The organism is Stappia sp. BW2 (assembly GCF_008107695.1).
Lineage (GTDB): Bacteria > Pseudomonadota > Alphaproteobacteria > Rhizobiales > Stappiaceae > Roseibium.
In genome coordinates, this window is record NZ_VIRG01000066.1 from 946986 (window position 1) to 964419 (window position 17434).

Genomic DNA, 17434 nt, shown 5'->3' on the forward strand with positions numbered 1-17434 from the left:
GTTAACCCGCTTTCTGAATTTCCACCGAATGCGGATAAGGAATGGAAATGCCACCGCCATCGAAGGCTTCCTTCACCGATTTCAGCATATGGAATTTCAGTTCCCAGTAGTCGCTGGCATCACACCAGAGCCTGACACCAAGATCGACCGAGCTGTCGCCAAGGTTAGTCAGCCGGACCCAGGGTTCGGGATCCTTGTGAACGCGCTCGTCCGCATTGGCGACATCGAGGATGATCTGTATCGCCTTGTCGATGTCGTCGTCGTAGTCGATGCCGAAGGTCAGATCGAGCCGGCGGGTGGAATGGGCCGAGAAATTGGTCACGACCGTGCCCCAGGCCTTTCCGTTCGGCATGATGATCTGCACGTTGTCCGGCGTCACCAGCTCGGTGACGAAGATGTTGAGATCCTTCACCGTGCCGGAGGTTCCGCCGATATCAACATACTGGCCGATCTTGTAGGGGCGGAAGATGATCAGCATGACACCGGCGGCAATGTCGCTCAGCGTGCCCTGCAACGCCAGGCCAATGGCCAGGGTACCGGCACCGAGAACCGCCACCAGGCTGGTTGCCTGAATACCGAACAGCTGCAGCACCGCGATAAAGGTGACGAGCAGGACCAGCCAGCGCACGATCGATGCTGCGAAGCTGCCGATGGTATCGTCAATGCGCGGGTGGGCGACGATGCGTTTCTTGACGATGCTCGACAGGAAGCCTGCCAGAAACCAGCCGATCACCAGAACGATGACAGCTTTCGCCGCGTTTATGATCAGTGGCGTATACACACTCACCTGGTCGATTGCGCTTTCCATGAACTCCCTCCGGCCTTATGCGATCACTTGATTACGTGGAATTACTAACAGCAGATTTTGGTGCTGGCCAGAAATCTACCTTGAGAAGGCTCGCCCCTTATCGGTCTAACGCGCGAGAACCGGGATTGCTTCCCGGCTCGGCAAGCCAATCTTCCAGAAACTGTGCCATTTCCTCGTTGCCACAGCCAGCGATGGAGCGCGGATCTATCGGGCAGCCGGCTTCGAGCAGCAGACGTGCGCAGGAAATGTGATCTGCCTCCGGTCGCTTTGGAGCAAATTCCGAACCGTGGACGACGGTGTCCAGGGCATCGCCGCCAAAGTGGTTCTTGCGGGTAAGGTCCGGCCCAAGCGAGAGGAAATAGTCCATCTCGTCCGCTAGGCCGTTCCAGCCCGCAACATGCAACGGCGGCAGCCCCATTTCGTCGGTTTCGTCCGGGTCCAGACCGGCGGCAATCAGCGCCTTCATGTGGTCCAGTTTTCCGGGAAGAATGGCAAGCCTTGTCAGCAGGCTTTTGTCTTCCCTGCTCAAACGCGCGATATCCAGCCTGCCCGGGTCTGACTTCCCCTTCGCGCAGTCCCCCAGAACCTTCTCGTTGGGGGTCAGCTCTCGCGCATGTTTCCGCCTGGCCAGAAAAGCGGCAACCGGCAAGTTGCCGTAAATCGCTGCCATGGCATGGGCGGTGTGCCCTTCCCATTCCGCATCCGGATCAGCGCCATGGGCAAGCAACAGTTCGACGATCTTTTCTGAACACCCACGCCGTGCAGCCTGGTGAAGCGCTGGAATGGAGTCCATCGGCTGGCCGCTCGGGTGGTCTGCTTCAGTAATGTTCGGATCAGCCCCAGCGTCCAGAAGCTGCCGGACCTTCGTCACGTCGCCGAAATCGAGCGCACGCGGCAAGGCGTTGGTCCCGTCAGGCCTTCCGCCATGTTTCAACAACAGCTCAAGCGCGCGGGAATGCCCGAGCTCGGTCGCGTGATAGAGGCTTTCGTCGTCGTTCGGATCAGCCCCCCGTTCGAGCAGCCAGCGGCCAAGCTCGTAATTATCCGCATGACACAAGGCGCCGTAGAGTGCGGACAACAGATGCTTGTCGCCAGGCTGGTCTGGATATCCATCATTCACATCCGCCCCGTTGGCCACCAGCAGCCTGGCAATGGCAAGCATCTGCGGGGCGAGTTCCGGCCGCCGGTGAATGTTCTTCGAAAACGCCAGATGCAGGATCGGCGTACGCACGCCGACCTGGCGCGTGGCGGCTCCGGCGTCGGTTGCCAGGATGGACCGAACAGTCTCGAGATCGAAGAGCGCGACCTGAAGTCCGAAATTGTCATCCTTTAGCGTCGGGTCATCTGCGAGCAGTTTTTCCGTAACCCAATGCTGGCCGAAATAAAGTGCCTGCTTCAGACGCGCCGCCCGTTCTGACCGGCTGAAGGATGCGGTTTCGATCGCGAATTTCAGCCTTGGCCAACTTTCATGGCCGGCTTCGCGGGCAATGACATGCAGAAAATCCGCATGGCGCAGTGGCCTTGCTGTATCGACATGGGCGGCGGTCCGTGCGACCGCCTCTGCCTCGCCGTTGAAATACGCCTTCTTCAGACGGCGCGCGGTTTTCCTGTAATGATCGAGGGAAGATGCAGGTCCTGTGGACATGGCTTTTCTCCTGAAGTGTAAGCCCGGGCGATCCGCTGGTGTCGGGCGCAGGTGAAAAACCGGCAAATATCTTCAGATGTCAGGGTGCTTTCGCTTTCCGCGGATCCGGGTGCCGCCCTCATCGACGGCATCAGATTGCATTTGAGAAGAGCAGATTTCAACCCCGAGGCTCAATCGGAACCATGCTCGCGTTCGAACCTTTCGCGCGCACTGGAAACAGCGGCTTCATTCTCGATCGCCCAGCTTGTAAGCGCCTTCAACGGCACCAGAAGCGTGCGTCCGAGCGGCGTCAGGGAATAGTCGACCCGCGGTGGAATGGTGGGCGTCACAACACGGTGGACCAGACCGTCCTTCTCAAGTTCCCGCAAGGTCGCGGTCAGGGATTTCTGGGTCACGCCGCCAATCGAGCGCTTCAGATCGGAAAACCGCCGTGGCTCGGCCTCAAGATGAGCGACCACGAGGCTGCACCATTTGCTGCAAACCGTCTGCAGCAACCTGCGCACCGGCGCGCAACGCGGGTCCTCGTGGTGCGGCAGTTGCTCACGTGGTTTTACTTCAGAAGGCCGTGCTTCAGCTGGCAGTTCGTCAAAGGATTTAGCCAGGGGTTTCATCAAGGATACCTCGGTTTCCAAAAAGTGCCGTCTTGCGGCTGACAGCGGCATACATCATTTCATGCAAGTATCCAACGTATACTGAGGTATCGCCTGGATACTCCTCCCAAGATCTTATTTCTCAAGGAATTCAACATGTCGCTGAAATTGAAGGTCATCTCCGGGTCCACGCGCCCCGGACGAGTCGGCCCTACCATTGCGAAGTGGGCGGCCAGTGCCGTTGAAGCGCATGGCGGCTTCGAGGTGGAATACGTTGACCTCGCCGACATCAACCTGCCGCTTCTAGACGAGCCGGCGCATCCTGCCGCTCAGCAGTACACCCACGAGCACACCAAGCGCTGGAGCAGCATCATTGCCGACGCCGACGCCTTCGTGTTCCTGACCCCGGAATATGACTCCTTCGCGCCGGCATCGCTGGTGAACGCGATTCAGGTGCTTTACAAGGAGTGGAACTACAAGCCGGCCGGCATCATCAGCTACGGTGGCATTTCCGGCGGCCTTCGTGCGTCCCAGACGCTGCGCGACCTGCTGGCCAACGTCAACGTCGTGGCCCTGCCGCAGGTGGTTCCGGTTCCCTTCTTCCCGGAATTCATCAACGACGAAGACATCTTCACGCCAAACGAAAAGATCAACGAAGGCACCACGCTGATGCTGAGCGAGCTCACCAAGTGGGCAAACGCTCTGAAACCCATGCGCGCCTGAATGAAAAGGCCGCCGGATCATGATCCGGCGGCCCTCAATCGTTTCGTTGTGTGCGCTGGTTCCGACCTTACTTCTTGACAGGACCGAGATCGCACGGAGCCTGACTGTCGTCGGGCACGAAAAAGTCGGGGGCCAATGCCAGGCCTGGGTCCACCCGGTATTTGTCGAAATCGGTCACGCCGCGGCTGGCCAGGAAAGTGTCATCGATGACGAACTGTCCGGTGAACTCCTTCGACGGCGTGGTAAAGATCTCATAGGCCGCATCGGCCAGAATGTCCGGCGTCCGGCTCTGCTGCATCATCTTGTCGCCGCCGATGATATTCCTGATCGCCGCTGTTGCGATGGTCGTGCGCGGCCACAGGGCGTTGACCGCAATGCCTTTTGAGCGGAGCTCGCCAGCCAGCCCCAACACCACCAGGCTCATACCGTATTTCGCAATCGAATAAGGCGTGAACGGCGCGAACCATTTTTCCTGCATGTCCAGTGGCGGAGACAGCATCAGGATATGCGGATTGTCGGATTGTTTCAGATGGTCGATGGCATGTTTGGAACAGGCCAGCGTGCCACGGGTGTTGATCTGATGCATCAGATCGAACCGCTTCATGTCGGTCTGCTGCACCGGCGTCAGCTGGATGGCGCTGGCGTTGTTCACCACAATGTCGAGCCCGCCGAAATGCGCTGCCGTCTTGTCGATGGCCTCCTTGACCGCTTCGTCGTCGCGTACATCAAGCAGCACCGGCAGCGCCTTGCCTCCGGCGGCTTCTATCTCCTCGGCGGCGGTATAGATCGTGCCTTCCAGTTTCGGATGGGGTTCCGCCGTCTTGGCGGCCACGGCGATGTTGGCTCCGTCCCGCGCGGCTCGCAGCGCAATCGCCTTGCCAATGCCGCGTGACGCGCCGGTGATGAAAAGTGTCTTGCCCTTCAGGGACATGATGTTTCCTCCGTATGTCGCTCTCAGGCGACGACCTTGCGGTCTCCAGTTTCGTCGTCCCGTCCCAAGAGGGCTCAGGCCTTCTTCTTCGTCATGAAAGCCTGGAAGGCAGCGATGGTTTCCGGGGCGCTCAGCCGGCTGGCAAAGATCCTGATTTCCTCTTCGACCCGCTCGGAAAGCTGAGCCGTATCCCCGCGCAGAAGTTTTCTGGAAAGCGCCATGGCTTCAGGCGGCTTTGCGGCGATTTCCTTTGCACAAGCCAGGGCCGCCGCGTCGACATCCCCTTCGACCACTTCATTCACGAGCCCGGCCTTCTCGGCTTTTTCTGCCGAAAAGGCGTTGCCGAGGCACAGCAGTTCGAAAGCCCGGGCCGGACCCATGATCTGCGGTCCGAGCAGGCTGGACCCCGCCTCAGGAACGAGGCCGAGATCGACGAAGGGCGAGCGAATGAGGGCGCGCGGGCTGGCAAAAACCATGTCGCAATGCATCAGCAAAGTGGTGCCGACACCGATGGCGATGCCATCGATGGAAGCGACCAGAGGCTTCTCGTTGCGAACCAGAGCTCTCAGGAAGCGAACGACCGGCGTCTCGCCAAGCCCGGTCTTGCCGGCATATTGCAGAAAGTCGCCAATATCGTTGCCAGCGGTAAAAACCTCCGGCACGCCGCAGATCAGATGACAGCGGATGGCTGCATCCGTATTGCCGGCCTCCAAGGCTTCTGCGAGGTCGCTGTACATCTGCCCGGTCAGGGCATTTTTCTTTTCCGGCCTGTCTAGACGCAGGGTCTGGACGCCGTCTTCAAGGGACTTGCGGATCATCATCAACTCCGGTCAGGCGATTCAGGACGCCAGGGCTTCAGCGTCGAACGCCTGGATGGCTTCGGCGGACAGAAGAATATCCGACTTCAGACCGGCAGTTTCACCCAACAGGGTTTCGCAGAAACTGCGGGCGAGCAGCGTGCGCTCGGCCAGCCTCTGTGCGGGTTCGCCCGCTGAGGCAAGCGCGCCCCTGGCAAGCAAAGCGCCGCCCAGGGTCAGGCCGGCAAGCCGCAGATAGGGCGTTGCACCAGCCAGGGCGTCACCGCTTCGGCCATCCGCCTGGGCGCTCAGCATGAAGTCGGTTGCTTCCTGAAGATCCCGAATGCTGGCCGAGAGCCGGTCGGCGGTCGCCCCGAACTCCGGCCGGTTGGAGGCCGAAACCTCGTCTGCCACCGCCTGCAGTTCCGCGATGAAGCCCTTGATCTGCTCCCCCCCGGACAGCGGCAGCTTGCGCATGACCAGATCGATGGACTGAATGCCATTGGTGCCTTCATAGATCGGGGCAATCCGGGCATCGCGCAGGTGCTGTGCCGCGCCGGTTTCCTCGATGAAGCCCATGCCGCCATGAATTTGAATGCCGAGGGAGGCAACCTCGACGCCGAAGTCCGTGGGCAGGGCCTTGGCAATCGGCGTCAGCAGGCTGGCGCGTTCGCTCCAGAAGGTCTTGCCGGCCTCGTCCTCGGCAATCTTCGACATGTCGATGGCATGGGCGCAGGCATAACAGATGGCCCGGGCGACCTGCGTGCGCGCCTTCATGCCCAGGAGCATGCGTTTGATGTCCGGATGGCGGGCAATCGGGCTCATGCCTTCACCGGTATCGCCAGGTGCCCTGCCCTGCTTGCGCTCCAGCGCATAGGCCAAAGCGTGCTGATAGGCGCGCTCCGCAACGCCGAGCCCCTGAATGCCGACTGCCAGGCGTGCATTGTTCATCATGGTGAACATGCAGGCCAGGCCGCGGTTTTCCTCGCCAACCAGCCAGCCGATGGCACCGCCTTCATCGCCATAGACCATGGTGCAGGTGGGCGAGCCGTGAATACCCATCTTGTGCTCGACACCGGCCACCTTCACATCGTTGCGCTCGCCCAGGGAGCCGTCGTCGTTGACCAGAAACTTCGGCACCAGAAACAGCGAAATACCCTTGGTGCCGGCCGGCGCATCCGGCAGGCGCGCCAGCACCATGTGGACGATGTTGTCGGTGAGGTCGTGGTCGCCATAGGTGATGAAGATCTTCTGGCCGAAGATGCGGTAGGTGCCGTCGTCGCGGCGTTCAGCCTTTGCCTTCAGCGCGTTCAGATCCGAACCGGCCTGTGGCTCGGTCAGGTTCATGGTGCCCATCCACTCGCCGGAGACCAGCTTCTCCAGGTATTTGGCCTTCAGGTCTTCCGAGGCGTGTTTTTCCATTGCCTCGATGGCACCTATGGTCAGGGTCGGACCGATGGCGAATGCCATTGACCCGGAGTTCCACATTTCCAGCGCAGCCGCCGACATCATAACCGGCAGGCCCTGGCCGCCGGATTCCGGATTGGCGGTCAGGCTGTTCCAGCCGCCCTCGATCCAGGCATGATAGGCCTCGCGCCACCCCGGAGGCGTGGACACGTTGCCGTCGACAAGCGGTGTGCCGTGTTTGTCGGCCACCGCGTTCAGGGGGGCGATTTCCTCGGCGGCAAACCGGCCAGCCTCAGTCAGAATTGCATCGACAAGATCGTCGCCGAGTTCGGCGTGACGGGCACTCTTCTGCAGGTCGGGCAGACCGCAGACATGTTTCAGAGTGAAGGCAATCTCATCGACGGGTGCGCGATACATTCAGGTCCTCCCAAAACCAATTGGCTTTCGATTCGTTCCGCCAGATGACGGTTTTCGCTGTTCCGAGCTTGACGGCGGCAAGGCTACTCCGCAAAAGGCAACATCGACAGCGGTTTGGAAGGACAATAGACCCGTTGACGTTAACGTCAACCCGTATCGCAGCGGCAGGTCATCGTCTTTTTGGTCTATTGCGGAACCGAGGTGTCCGCTCAGCCCGGCTCCTGCCTGACAGGATTGCGACACCGTCGCCGAATGGAAAATCTTCGCGTATCCAGGCTGCGCGCAAAAGCCTGATGCGCCAGCGAGTGAGGCACATGCGGACTTGGACGCTCGACATTGAGGAAGCCGACTGGCAGGCAGCGCCTGAAGCAGATGCCGTTTGCGCTGCGCTGATGGCAGGTGAGCTGGTGGCGGTGCCGACCGAAACCGTCTACGGCCTTGCGGCCGATGCCACCAACGGGACAGCCTGCGCCAAGATTTTCGCGGCCAAGGGCCGACCGCAGTTCAACCCGCTCATCTCTCACGTCCAGACACTGGATGCAGCTCTGGATCATGGCATTTTCGATGAGCGCGCGCTGGCACTGGCCGAGGCCTTCTGGCCCGGCCCCTTGACCCTGGTCGTCCCCAAACGCTCCACGTCACCGATTTGCGATCTGGCAACCGCCGGACTTCAGACTGTTGCCTTGCGCGTTCCTGTGGGTCCGGTCATGCGGTTTCTGGCCGAAAAGACAGGCAGGCCGCTTGCCGCGCCAAGCGCGAACCGGTCGGGCAAGATCAGCCCGACGCGGGCAGAAGATGTTGTTGCCGATCTCGGCCCTTCACTCAGCTTCGTCATCGACGCCGGTGCTTGTGCCGTCGGCATAGAGTCCACCATCGTTGGCCTGATTGATGGAACGCCGCGCCTGCTGCGGCCAGGCGGTCTTGCCCGCGAGGATATCGAACATGTGCTGGGGCAGCCTCTTGAAGGCGCCAGCCCGGAAATGCGGCCGGATGCCCCGGCAGCGCCGGGAATGCTGACGTCACATTATGCGCCCGATGCGGCGATGCAGCTGAATGCAAGCGATGTGACGGCCAGCGACGGCCTGCTTTCCTTCGGTGCCAACCGGCTGCCGGGCGCTGAACTTGCCCTGGCGGAATTCAACCTGAGCGCGACTGGCGACCTTGCCGAAGCCGCCGCCAATCTGTTTCGCGCCATGCGATTTCTCGATGCAAAGGGTGTCAGCACAATCAAGGTGCAGTTTATCCCCAGCTTTGGACTGGGCGAGGCGATCAACGACCGGCTGCGCCGAGCAGCTGCCCCGCGCGACTGACACCAGCGCTGCTCCTGAATACGATTGAACCGGCTAAGTGCTTGGGCTGCTGTTTGATGCCTTCTTCGGCACTCAAGCAAAAGGCCTTAAAAAACAGCAACTCGGCGGTAGTCGTTGAAAATCAAGCTGAATCGGGATCGCCTTAATTTAATCTCAAACACTGTAAGTTTCCGTTCCCGATGACAAGCAAACTTCGCCGCCAAATCTCGATTCTGGTTAAGCAATTCATACAATATTTGCCGGAACAAGAGCTTCTACTGCAAACTTATCAACACCATGCCGCAGATGGATTACGGTAAAAGGCTCGCATTCCCTTACTGGAATCGCTTAGTTTAAGAATCAGAATTGAGATGCAGCGGACCTCCCCTCGAGCACTGCGGTGCTCGCACCTCTGTAAGGGCCGGCAAGATAGCCGGCCCGTTTTTTTGCCCCCCTTCCTGACCCGACCTGCCACAACAGAGGCCACAGCGTGGCCAATCGAAGCGATTGGTTCCACGACAGCCAATCTGGAGACGATGTGCACGTAGTGGTTGAACGGCCATTGCGCTTCTTCAGGACCATCAACCGGCCGGCGTACCTCGCCGCGGCAATGCGGCCAATGGCTAGAGGCTGACATTGTTGCTCAGCGGTCCTGTTCCTTTTTTCCAATCGCGTGTGACCAGGTGCGTCTTTCCGGTTTCCGCCGCTCACCTGATGTGCCGCAGTTGGCGAGGTGCGAGCCGTCGCAATGCTGTGGAGGAGCAATCCGCCTCAAACTCCCTTCACAGGTCCGCATTCTAGTCCAATGCGGGAATTGACAGCCTGACCTACAACCGCTCTGATGCAGGGCCGACAAAAGATAACAATTCACCTTCCGGAAACGCCCCCTTGTCCACGCTGCTTTTGCACCACTCATCCTATCTCGATCACCTGACCCCTGTGGGGCATCCGGAGCGACCGGACCGCATTCGGGCAATCGACAGGATCTTGGAGCACGAAAAATTCCAGTCCGTGGAACGCGATCTCGCGCCCATGGGGACTGTTGAGGATATCGCCCGCGCTCACCCCATGAGCTACGTTGACCAGATCCACCGGCTGGCTCCGGAAGAAGGAACAGCCAGGGTAGACGCTGACACCACCATGTCGCCCGGCACGTGGGAAGCAGCGCTGCGCGGCGTTGGCGGGGCTTGCCGTGCGGTCGATGAGGTGCTGACGAAAAGGGTCAACAACGCCTTCTCCGCGTCCCGCCCTCCCGGTCACCACGCGGAAAAAGACCGCGCCATGGGTTTCTGCTTTTTCAACAATGCGGCGGTCGCCGCGCGCTATGCGCAGGCGAAATTCGGGTTGGAACGGGTGGCCATCGTCGATTTCGACGTTCACCACGGCAACGGCACCCAGGATATTTTCTGGGACGATCCGACGGTTATGTATTGCTCCACCCACCAGATGCCGCTTTATCCGGGATCCGGTGCAGCGTCGGAGACCGGAGACGCCAACAACATCGTGAACGCCCCGCTGGCGCCCGGTGAAGATGGAACCGGTTTCAAGGAAGCCTTTGAGATACTGCTTCTGCCGCGCCTCAATCTCTTCGCACCGGAACTGGTGATCATTTCCGCAGGATTTGATGCGCACATGCGCGACCCGCTGGGCGGGCTCAACCTTGTCGAGGCAGACTTCGCCTGGGCGACGCGCGCGTTGATGGACGTCGCCGACACCCACAGCAACGGCCATCTGATCTCCGTTCTCGAAGGCGGGTACGACCTTGAAGGGCTGGCGCGATCGGTCGCCGCGCATGTGATGACCCTCATGACCGGTTAGTGTGAAAAGCACGGGGATGACCGGCAAAAGGCCAAAATGAAACCTTGACCTTCGGCCTTCAGACCGCAAGTTTCCCTCAAGACCAGACGATATTCAGACAAACGGGATCCCACCGATGACCGATGCTGCCAACGACATTGCCGGCCTTTCCTTTGAAGAAGCGCTGAAGCAGCTCGAAACCATTGTGCGGGAACTCGAGCAAGGCAACGTGCCGCTTGAGCGGAGCATCGACATGTATGAGCGCGGCGACGCGCTGCGCAAGCATTGCGACACGCTCCTGAAATCCGCGGAGGCCAAGGTCGAGAAGATCCAGTTGGGTCAAAACGGCGAAGCAAGCGGGACCGAAGCGCTCGACCCGCAATAACCCGGCCACGCGAAACCAATAGCCCTTCTGCCTGCATCCGGAGCCGGTTCTGAACTGTGTGCCGGCTCGCCCGCTCGTGACGCGGCTTTCAGGAAGAAAGCCGAGCTGCTGATTTCCTTCCCCTCGTGTCAATCAAATAACCGTGTGCCAGACAATGGTGTCACTGGCGGGCGGCCTCGTTCTTTTTAAGCGCATCACCCGACGGGACAACTGCGCGTATTTTCGCCAAAACCTGCACGTTTTCTGCCAAAAGGCCCCTTAAGTCATTTCAGGCAAATGCACGGCGTTTTCATCGCAGGACTCATGGAGCCAAAATGGCGCATACCCCCTGCCCGATTTGCGCCCTATATCCGGTTGGTGTATGCCTGCCCGCCATGTTTCAAATCGTGGAGCTATCTCCAGAGTGTCTTCCAAGCCCGATACCCCTCTTCTTGACCAGGTAAAGTCCCCGGCCGATCTGCGCCAGCTTGATGAAAATGATCTCAAGCAGCTCGCCGACGAATTGCGCGCGGAAACAATCGACGCCGTGTCGATGACAGGCGGTCACCTGGGCGCGGGGCTTGGCGTCGTCGAGCTGACGGTCGCATTGCACTACGTCTTCAACACGCCCGAAGACAAGCTCATCTGGGATGTCGGCCACCAGTGCTATCCGCACAAGATCCTGACGGAGCGCCGCGACCGAATCCGGACACTTCGCCAGGGCAATGGTCTGTCGGGCTTCACAAAACGCGCCGAAAGCGCCTTTGACCCGTTTGGCGCCGCGCATTCTTCCACGTCGATTTCAGCCGGTCTCGGCATGGCTACCGGCAGGGACCTGAAGGGCGCAGACAACAATGTCATCGCGGTGATCGGTGATGGCGCCATGTCCGCAGGCATGGCCTATGAAGCGATGAACAACGCCGGCCATCTCGGCTCGCGACTCATCGTCATCCTGAACGACAATGACATGTCCATCGCACCGCCGGTCGGTGCCATGTCCGCCTATCTGGCCAAGCTCGTTTCGGGCCCGACCTACCAGACCTTCCGCGATGCGGCCAAAAACCTGGTCAAGAACCTGCCCAAGCCGGTGTTCGAGAAGGCTGCCCGGGCAGAGGAATATGCCCGGGGCTTCTGGACCGGAGGAACGTTGTTCGAGGAACTCGGGTTCTATTATGTCGGCCCGGTCGACGGTCATAATCTCGAACATCTCCTGCCGATCTTGAAGAATGTCCGTGACACTCACCACGGCCCGATCCTGATCCATGCGGTCACCCAGAAGGGCAAGGGCTATGCTCCCGCGGAAGGAGCGAAGGACAAGTATCACGGCGTCGCCAAGTTTGATGTGGTTACCGGCAAGCAGGCCAAGCCAAAGGCCAATGCGCCCAGCTACACCAACGTTTTTGCAACGTCGCTGATCAAGGAAGCGGAAACGGACGACCGCGTGGTCGCCATCACGGCCGCGATGCCGGACGGAACCGGCCTTGATCTGTTCGGCGAAGCCTATCCGAAACGCACATTCGACGTCGGCATTGCCGAGCAGCATGCGGTTACCTTTGCTGCGGGTCTTGCCACCGAAGGCTTCAAGCCGTTTTGCGCGATCTACTCCACCTTTCTGCAGCGCGCCTATGACCAGGTTGTTCACGATGTGGCGATCCAGGGCCTTCCCGTACGCTTTCCGATTGACCGGGCCGGTCTTGTCGGTGCCGATGGCCCCACCCATGCGGGCGCCTTCGACACCGCGTTCCTGACCTGCCTTCCCGGTTTTGTCGTCATGGCGGCTTCGGACGAAGTGGAACTGCGCCACATGGTGGCGACTGCCGTTGCCTATGACGAAGGCCCGATCTCGTTCCGCTACCCGCGCGGCGAAGGCGTCGGTCTGGACATGCCGGAGCGCGGCAGCGTGCTTGAAATCGGCAAGGGCGTCATCCGCAGGGAAGGCACCAAGGTTGCCCTCCTGAACTTCGGCGGCCGCATGAGCGAATGCCTCAAGGCTGCGGACGAACTGGATGCCGCCGGCCTTTCGACCACTGTCGCAGACGCCCGCTTCGCCAAACCTCTGGACATGGACATGATCCGCCGTCTTGCCCGCGAGCATGAGGTTCTCGTCATGATCGAGGAAGGATCAGCCGGCGGCTTCGGCAGTCATGTGCTGACCCGGCTTGCCGAGGAAGGCCTTCTGGACAACGGATTGAAGGTCCGTGCACTCGCTCTGCCGGATGCCTATCTCGATCACGACAAGCCGGAAGCGATGTATGAACGCTCAGGGCTCTCCTGTGACGGCATTTTGAAGACCGTCTTCACAGCACTCGGAACAGCCTCTGTCAGTGCGCCGCAGCGCGCCTGAGGGCTTGTGTTTCGTTCTTTGCCAAAGGACGTCGGGATACCCGCCGTCAAAGTCGGCTGGGGAGCTCAAATCAAACCCGATTGACACGGGGCGCCATACCTGAAAAGGCTGGTTGAAAGGAACAGGTGCGTCGGTTCAAACCGGCGCTTTTGTTTTATTTCTCGGGCACGATACCAGTCGCAACGCTCCTGACCGGGCTGCGGCGGTCCATCGTCAGGATGCAGCCATGGCTCAGACCCTTCTTTCCGTATCCGCTCTCTTGTTGTCGGTCGCCCTGCTCATATTCGGGCACGGTATACAGACGACACTGCTGCCACTGGCCGCGGAACGGTTTTACTTCACGGACTTCGAAATCGGTCTGGTCTCATCGGCCTATTTCTTCGGCATGGTGATCGGCTGTCTCGGCGCACCGCTGGTGATCATGCGCGCCGGGCACATCCGGGCCTTTGCCGCGCTCGTCTCGTTGATGTCCGCCGCCGCCATCCTGCACCCGGTGCTCATCGATCCCTATGCCTGGATGATCATCCGCATGATCTCCGGCTTCAGCCTTGCCGGTTTTTACATGATCGTGGAAAGCTGGCTGAACGAAAGCGCCTCGAACGAGAACCGTGGCACGGTGATGTCGTTTTACATCGTCGTCCTGTTCGGCGCCCTGATGCTGGGGCAGATTTCCATTGCGTCAATGAACATCGCCGATTTCATTCCCTTCGCGATTGCCTCGGTGATGGTGTCCCTTGCCGTGATGCCGGTATCTCTGACCACATCGACCCAGCCCGCCCCGATCACGCTGGTGCGTTTCGAGCCGAAAAAGCTCTACAAGAACTCCCCGGCAGCATTTGTCGGCGTGCTGTTCATTGGCGCGTCTCAAGGCGCTCTGCTTACGCTCTCGTCCCTTTACGGGTCGCAGATTGGCCTTTCCACCAAGCAAGCCGCGTTTTATGCGGCCGCCATCGTCGGCGGCGGTCTTATTGCACAGTGGCCAGTGGGCCGGCTTTCCGACCGCATCGATCGTCGTCTCGTGATCGCCGGTCTCGGTGTCGCAACTGCAGCCGTTTCGATGGCAATCGTGTTCTTCTCGCCGAAGGACTTCATGGTCGCCATTTTGTGCGCGGTCGCCGTGGGCATGGTCGTGCAGCCGCTTTATGCAATCGCGGTTGCGCACGCCTTCGACCACGCGGCGACCGAAGATTTCGTCGCGACCTCCTCCGGCATGCTGCTGTCGTTCGGTATCGGCTCGATCATCGGACCGCTGGCAGCCTCCATGATCATGAGCCACACCGGCCCGTCCGGGCTGTACATCATGATTATCGCGGCCAATATCATGATGGTGATCTTCATCCTTGCCCGTGTGATGACCCGCGTGGCACCGACCGGAGAAGACAAGACAGACTTCGAATACGCCTCCACCGCGCAGGTCGGTTCGGTTGTCACCGCCGAAGCCCTGGATGCCGCTCCCGAAGAAATTGTCATCCCACCCGAGGAATTCCCGGCTTACGAAGACGACATCTACAATTTCGAAACCTCCGCCGAGAGCGATACGAGCGACGAGGATGCGGCCGCTTCCGCCGAAACCACTGCAACCGAAGACGCAGCGGACAAGACACCGCCAACGACCTGATGTCTTTCCGCTGCATGTGGCCCGGCTATCGCCTCCTTTGCCTGCGCGGTTTCGCCTCTCGACATGATTGTGCAACCGGCTTATAGCCGCTTGTATGAAAGCGCGTGTCACAAAGCTGCAGCAGCTACGGCAGGAGCGTCACCCCCTGGTGGCGCTGGCGGCCTTTGCCTTTGCGATGCGTCTTGTGCTTCTGGTTCTTGCAAGCGCATTGTCGCCGGATGCGGCGGTTGCTGCAGGTCTTACCAGCCTTTGCCAGCCTTCCGGCCAGGACCAGAGCCTGCCGGGACCACACAATCCGCTCACCTGTCAATGTGGGCCGGTCTGCGCCCATGGCTGCGCAATCGCGCCCTGCCTGGCAAGCGCTGTGCCGCATGTGGATCAACCGCTCGCAAGCGCCGAAAACCTGCACCTGCCGACAAGGCAGACATCTGTCCTGCCCCCTGCTCAGCGGTCCAGCCCCATCAGGGCGCCGCCTTCCTCGGTCTGAAAAACATCCAACATCTCAGACCTCAAGGAATAGCATTATGAAAATCTGGAAAACCGTAGCGGCTGCCGCCGCCCTTTCGCTTGTCTCCCTGTCCGCTCTCGCGCACGACTACAAGGCTGGCGAGCTGACGCTCAACCATCCATGGACCCGCGCAACGCCGCCGAAAGCAAAGGCTGGCGGCGGCTTTGTCGAAATCATCAACAACGGCACCGAGGCAGATCGCCTTGTGGGTGCGAGTTCCGACGTTGCCGCAAAGGTGGAAATTCACGAGATGGCGGTGACCGACGGCGTGATGAAAATGCGCAAGATGGAAGATGGCGTCGAAATCCCGGCCGGTGAAACGGTTGCGCTTCAGCCGGGCGGCTACCACGTCATGTTCATGGGCCTCAATCAACCCTTTGAAGAGGGCACCAAAATTCCGGTTGTCCTGACCTTTGAAAAAGCTGGCGATGTTGCTGTCGAAATGGCTGTCTCCAAGATGGGTGCCAAAACTCCCGATGGCGGTGCGGAGCATGGCGCCATGGACCACAGCAAGATGGATCACGGCAAGAACTGAGCCCCGTCTGTGGGCGTTGCTTCGGTCTCGATAAAACGCCCACACCCATTTTCAAAGTGTCAGAGCCCCTTCCTGCCTTGCAACAGGTGCCGGGGGCTCTGATCAGGATAGGACAAAACCGATGTCTGGTTTGAAACTCTTCCGGTACGTGGCCTGGGCGGCTGTTGCCGTGCTTGCGATCGTTTCCGGAGTACTGGTCTATCAGCAGACGGCTGGCAACAAGAACACCGGTGGCCTGATCGAGCCGCTTGCGGCCATCGGCGGCCCGTTCGAGCTTATCAACGGCAACGGCGAAACGGTGACCGACAAGACCTTTTCGACGAAGCCGACCGTTCTGTTTTTCGGCTTCACCTTCTGCCCGGATGTCTGCCCAACGACACTTTCCGAGCTTCAGGGCTGGATGGAAGAACTCGGACCGGATGCCGACAAGCTCAACTATGCGTTCGTGACCGTGGATCCGGAGCGCGACACACCAGAAGTCATGCGCGACTACGTGTGGGCGTTCGACAAACGCATTGTTCCGCTCACCGGCACGCGAGAGCAGATCGATCCCATGTTGAAGGCATACCGGGTCTATTCCAAAAAGGTGCCTCTTGACGATGGCGACTATACGATGGACCATTCCGCTGCCATCTATCTCATGAGTGCAGACAACAAGTTCGTCGGCACGATTGCTTATGGTGAGGCAGAAGAAACCGCCATGAAGAAGCTGCGCAGGCTCATCGACAACGCGCCGGCCTCTTCCTGAGGCAAAAACTGGAGCAAGCCGGACACGATGCGCATGCCGCTGTTCATGGGACTGACCGCTGGCGCGACGGGCCTCGTCGCGCTTTCGGCGTTTCTGTGGCTCTATGCCGGTGAGCGGGTCTTCGCCGACCGACTGATCTCGGCAATCGCCGGCTGCTTCTGAAATTCATATGTACAAACAACGCCTCGACCAGCATCTCGTCGATACGGGTGTCTTCCCGTCCCGCGCGCGGGCACGGGACGCCATCCTGCGTGGGACAGTCAGCGTCGACGGCGCTCCCTGCACCAAACCGGCGCAGAAAACCTCCGCCGATGCCAGCATCACCGTTGAAGATCCGGCCTCAGGCTACGTCAGCCGGGCCGCGCTGAAGCTGATCGAAGGCCTTGACCGGTTCGGTGTCGATCCAAACGGCAGGATTTGCCTCGACATCGGCGCTTCCACCGGCGGGTTTACCCAGGTCCTTCTGGAACGCGGCGCTGAAAAAGTTCATGCCATCGACGTCGGCCACGGCCAATTGCACGACAGCCTGAAGACAAATCCAAAGGTGATCGCACGCGACGGTCTCAATGCGCGGGACCTGACCTTGCAGGATCTTGGAGGAGACGCCCCAGGCCTGCTCGTCTCCGACGTCAGCTTCATTTCGCTGAAACTTGCCCTGCCGCCCGCGCTCGCACTCGCCGCGCCCGGAGCGGAAGGTGTGTTCCTGGTGAAACCGCAATTTGAGGCGGGCAAGGACAATATCGGCAAAGGTGGCCTGGTTGATCCGGAAATTGCCGAAGAAACCGCGAAATCCCTTCAGATGTGGCTGAGCAGCATGCCAGAGTGGCAGGCAGGCGACCTCGTTCCCTCGCCGGTCAAGGGGGGGGATGGCAATGCGGAATGGCTGCTCTACGGACGGAAAGCCGGCTGAGGG

At 60.1% G+C, this 17434-nt stretch carries 17 protein-coding genes; 11 read left to right on the forward strand and 6 right to left on the reverse strand.

The window, feature by feature from the left end; translation table 11 throughout:
- Nucleotide 1 precedes the first annotated feature (1 nt).
- The 3 genes from FMN63_RS15825 to FMN63_RS15835 form a co-directional block, all read right to left on the reverse strand.
- The gene (locus tag FMN63_RS15825; protein ID WP_148584986.1) at nucleotides 2-808 is read right to left on the reverse strand and encodes a mechanosensitive ion channel family protein; all 807 of its coding nucleotides are present in this window, start codon (nucleotides 806-808) and stop codon (nucleotides 2-4) included.
- Nucleotides 809-905: 97 nt separating this feature from the next.
- The gene (locus FMN63_RS15830; RefSeq protein ID WP_148584987.1) at nucleotides 906-2453 is read right to left on the reverse strand and encodes an ankyrin repeat domain-containing protein; all 1548 of its coding nucleotides are present in this window, start codon (nucleotides 2451-2453) and stop codon (nucleotides 906-908) included.
- Between the two features lie 170 nt (nucleotides 2454-2623).
- The gene (locus FMN63_RS15835; protein ID WP_148584989.1) at nucleotides 2624-3064 is read right to left on the reverse strand and encodes a winged helix-turn-helix transcriptional regulator; all 441 of its coding nucleotides are present in this window, start codon (nucleotides 3062-3064) and stop codon (nucleotides 2624-2626) included.
- A 135-nt stretch (nucleotides 3065-3199) separates the two neighbouring features.
- Between FMN63_RS15835 and FMN63_RS15840 the strand changes: the two genes are divergently transcribed.
- Nucleotides 3200-3766, forward strand: coding sequence for an NADPH-dependent FMN reductase (locus tag FMN63_RS15840; protein ID WP_148584991.1), 567 nt, complete (start codon nucleotides 3200-3202; stop codon nucleotides 3764-3766).
- 67 nt (nucleotides 3767-3833) lie between these two features.
- On the opposite strand, the gene FMN63_RS15845 is transcribed toward FMN63_RS15840, so the two are convergent.
- The 3 genes from FMN63_RS15845 to FMN63_RS15855 all read right to left on the reverse strand — a co-directional run bounded on the left by FMN63_RS15845 (nucleotide 3834) and on the right by FMN63_RS15855 (nucleotide 7318).
- Nucleotides 3834-4697 (reverse strand): SDR family oxidoreductase, encoded by an 864-nt coding sequence (locus tag FMN63_RS15845; RefSeq protein ID WP_148584992.1) that lies wholly within the window; start codon nucleotides 4695-4697, stop codon nucleotides 3834-3836.
- Between the two features lie 74 nt (nucleotides 4698-4771).
- Entirely contained in the window at nucleotides 4772-5515 is a 744-nt protein-coding gene (locus tag FMN63_RS15850) for a crotonase/enoyl-CoA hydratase family protein (protein WP_162855038.1), read from the reverse strand.
- A gap of 21 nt (nucleotides 5516-5536) precedes the next feature.
- On the reverse strand, nucleotides 5537-7318 hold the full coding sequence (locus FMN63_RS15855; RefSeq protein ID WP_148584996.1) for an acyl-CoA dehydrogenase: 1782 nt from the start codon (nucleotides 7316-7318) through the stop codon (nucleotides 5537-5539).
- Between the two features lie 314 nt (nucleotides 7319-7632).
- Between FMN63_RS15855 and FMN63_RS15860 the strand changes: the two genes are divergently transcribed.
- From FMN63_RS15860 to FMN63_RS15900, 10 genes are all read left to right on the forward strand, one after another.
- Complete coding sequence (locus FMN63_RS15860) at nucleotides 7633-8628, forward strand: L-threonylcarbamoyladenylate synthase (RefSeq protein ID WP_148584998.1); 996 nt, start codon at nucleotides 7633-7635, stop codon at nucleotides 8626-8628.
- 867 nt (nucleotides 8629-9495) lie between these two features.
- Complete coding sequence (locus tag FMN63_RS15865; RefSeq protein WP_205514046.1) at nucleotides 9496-10425, forward strand: histone deacetylase family protein; 930 nt, start codon at nucleotides 9496-9498, stop codon at nucleotides 10423-10425.
- A gap of 115 nt (nucleotides 10426-10540) precedes the next feature.
- On the forward strand, nucleotides 10541-10789 hold the full coding sequence (locus FMN63_RS15870; protein ID WP_006933521.1) for an exodeoxyribonuclease VII small subunit: 249 nt from the start codon (nucleotides 10541-10543) through the stop codon (nucleotides 10787-10789).
- 361 nt (nucleotides 10790-11150) lie between these two features.
- Nucleotides 11151-13112, forward strand: coding sequence for a 1-deoxy-D-xylulose-5-phosphate synthase (dxs, locus tag FMN63_RS15875; RefSeq protein WP_148584999.1), 1962 nt, complete (start codon nucleotides 11151-11153; stop codon nucleotides 13110-13112).
- Between the two features lie 226 nt (nucleotides 13113-13338).
- Nucleotides 13339-14730: an MFS transporter gene (locus tag FMN63_RS15880; protein WP_209001135.1), complete on the forward strand. Its 1392-nt coding sequence runs from the start codon at nucleotides 13339-13341 to the stop codon at nucleotides 14728-14730.
- A 94-nt stretch (nucleotides 14731-14824) separates the two neighbouring features.
- Nucleotides 14825-15217, forward strand: a complete 393-nt coding sequence (locus tag FMN63_RS15885) for a hypothetical protein (RefSeq protein WP_148585002.1) — start codon at nucleotides 14825-14827, stop codon at nucleotides 15215-15217.
- A 37-nt stretch (nucleotides 15218-15254) separates the two neighbouring features.
- The gene (locus FMN63_RS15890; protein ID WP_148585004.1) at nucleotides 15255-15773 is read left to right on the forward strand and encodes a copper chaperone PCu(A)C; all 519 of its coding nucleotides are present in this window, start codon (nucleotides 15255-15257) and stop codon (nucleotides 15771-15773) included.
- Nucleotides 15774-15894: 121 nt separating this feature from the next.
- The gene (locus FMN63_RS15895) at nucleotides 15895-16521 is read left to right on the forward strand and encodes an SCO family protein (RefSeq protein WP_148585006.1); all 627 of its coding nucleotides are present in this window, start codon (nucleotides 15895-15897) and stop codon (nucleotides 16519-16521) included.
- A 33-nt stretch (nucleotides 16522-16554) separates the two neighbouring features.
- Nucleotides 16555-16683: a hypothetical protein gene (locus FMN63_RS29860; protein WP_286192660.1), complete on the forward strand. Its 129-nt coding sequence runs from the start codon at nucleotides 16555-16557 to the stop codon at nucleotides 16681-16683.
- 7 nt (nucleotides 16684-16690) lie between these two features.
- Nucleotides 16691-17431 (forward strand): TlyA family RNA methyltransferase, encoded by a 741-nt coding sequence (locus FMN63_RS15900; RefSeq protein ID WP_148585008.1) that lies wholly within the window; start codon nucleotides 16691-16693, stop codon nucleotides 17429-17431.
- Nucleotides 17432-17434: the final 3 nt, after the last annotated feature.

Excerpts from the sequence above, each read along its gene's own strand:
- FMN63_RS15825 (WP_148584986.1), bottom strand. The coding sequence starts at position 808 with ATGGAAAGCGCAATCGACCAGGTGAGTGTGTATACGCCACTGATCATA.
- FMN63_RS15830 (WP_148584987.1), bottom strand. The coding sequence starts at position 2,453 with ATGTCCACAGGACCTGCATCTTCCCTCGATCATTACAGGAAAACCGCG.
- FMN63_RS15835 (WP_148584989.1), bottom strand. The coding sequence starts at position 3,064 with ATGAAACCCCTGGCTAAATCCTTTGACGAACTGCCAGCTGAAGCACGG.
- FMN63_RS15840 (WP_148584991.1), top strand. The coding sequence starts at position 3,200 with ATGTCGCTGAAATTGAAGGTCATCTCCGGGTCCACGCGCCCCGGACGA.
- FMN63_RS15845 (WP_148584992.1), bottom strand. The coding sequence starts at position 4,697 with ATGTCCCTGAAGGGCAAGACACTTTTCATCACCGGCGCGTCACGCGGC.
- FMN63_RS15850 (WP_162855038.1), bottom strand. The coding sequence starts at position 5,515 with ATGATCCGCAAGTCCCTTGAAGACGGCGTCCAGACCCTGCGTCTAGAC.
- FMN63_RS15855 (WP_148584996.1), bottom strand. The coding sequence starts at position 7,318 with ATGTATCGCGCACCCGTCGATGAGATTGCCTTCACTCTGAAACATGTC.
- FMN63_RS15860 (WP_148584998.1), top strand. The coding sequence starts at position 7,633 with ATGCGGACTTGGACGCTCGACATTGAGGAAGCCGACTGGCAGGCAGCG.
- FMN63_RS15870 (WP_006933521.1), top strand. The coding sequence starts at position 10,541 with ATGACCGATGCTGCCAACGACATTGCCGGCCTTTCCTTTGAAGAAGCG.
- dxs (WP_148584999.1), top strand. The coding sequence starts at position 11,151 with ATGCCTGCCCGCCATGTTTCAAATCGTGGAGCTATCTCCAGAGTGTCT.
- FMN63_RS15880 (WP_209001135.1), top strand. The coding sequence starts at position 13,339 with ATGGCTCAGACCCTTCTTTCCGTATCCGCTCTCTTGTTGTCGGTCGCC.
- FMN63_RS15885 (WP_148585002.1), top strand. The coding sequence starts at position 14,825 with ATGAAAGCGCGTGTCACAAAGCTGCAGCAGCTACGGCAGGAGCGTCAC.
- FMN63_RS15890 (WP_148585004.1), top strand. The coding sequence starts at position 15,255 with ATGAAAATCTGGAAAACCGTAGCGGCTGCCGCCGCCCTTTCGCTTGTC.
- FMN63_RS15895 (WP_148585006.1), top strand. The coding sequence starts at position 15,895 with ATGTCTGGTTTGAAACTCTTCCGGTACGTGGCCTGGGCGGCTGTTGCC.
- FMN63_RS29860 (WP_286192660.1), top strand. The coding sequence starts at position 16,555 with ATGCCGCTGTTCATGGGACTGACCGCTGGCGCGACGGGCCTCGTCGCG.
- FMN63_RS15900 (WP_148585008.1), top strand. The coding sequence starts at position 16,691 with ATGTACAAACAACGCCTCGACCAGCATCTCGTCGATACGGGTGTCTTC.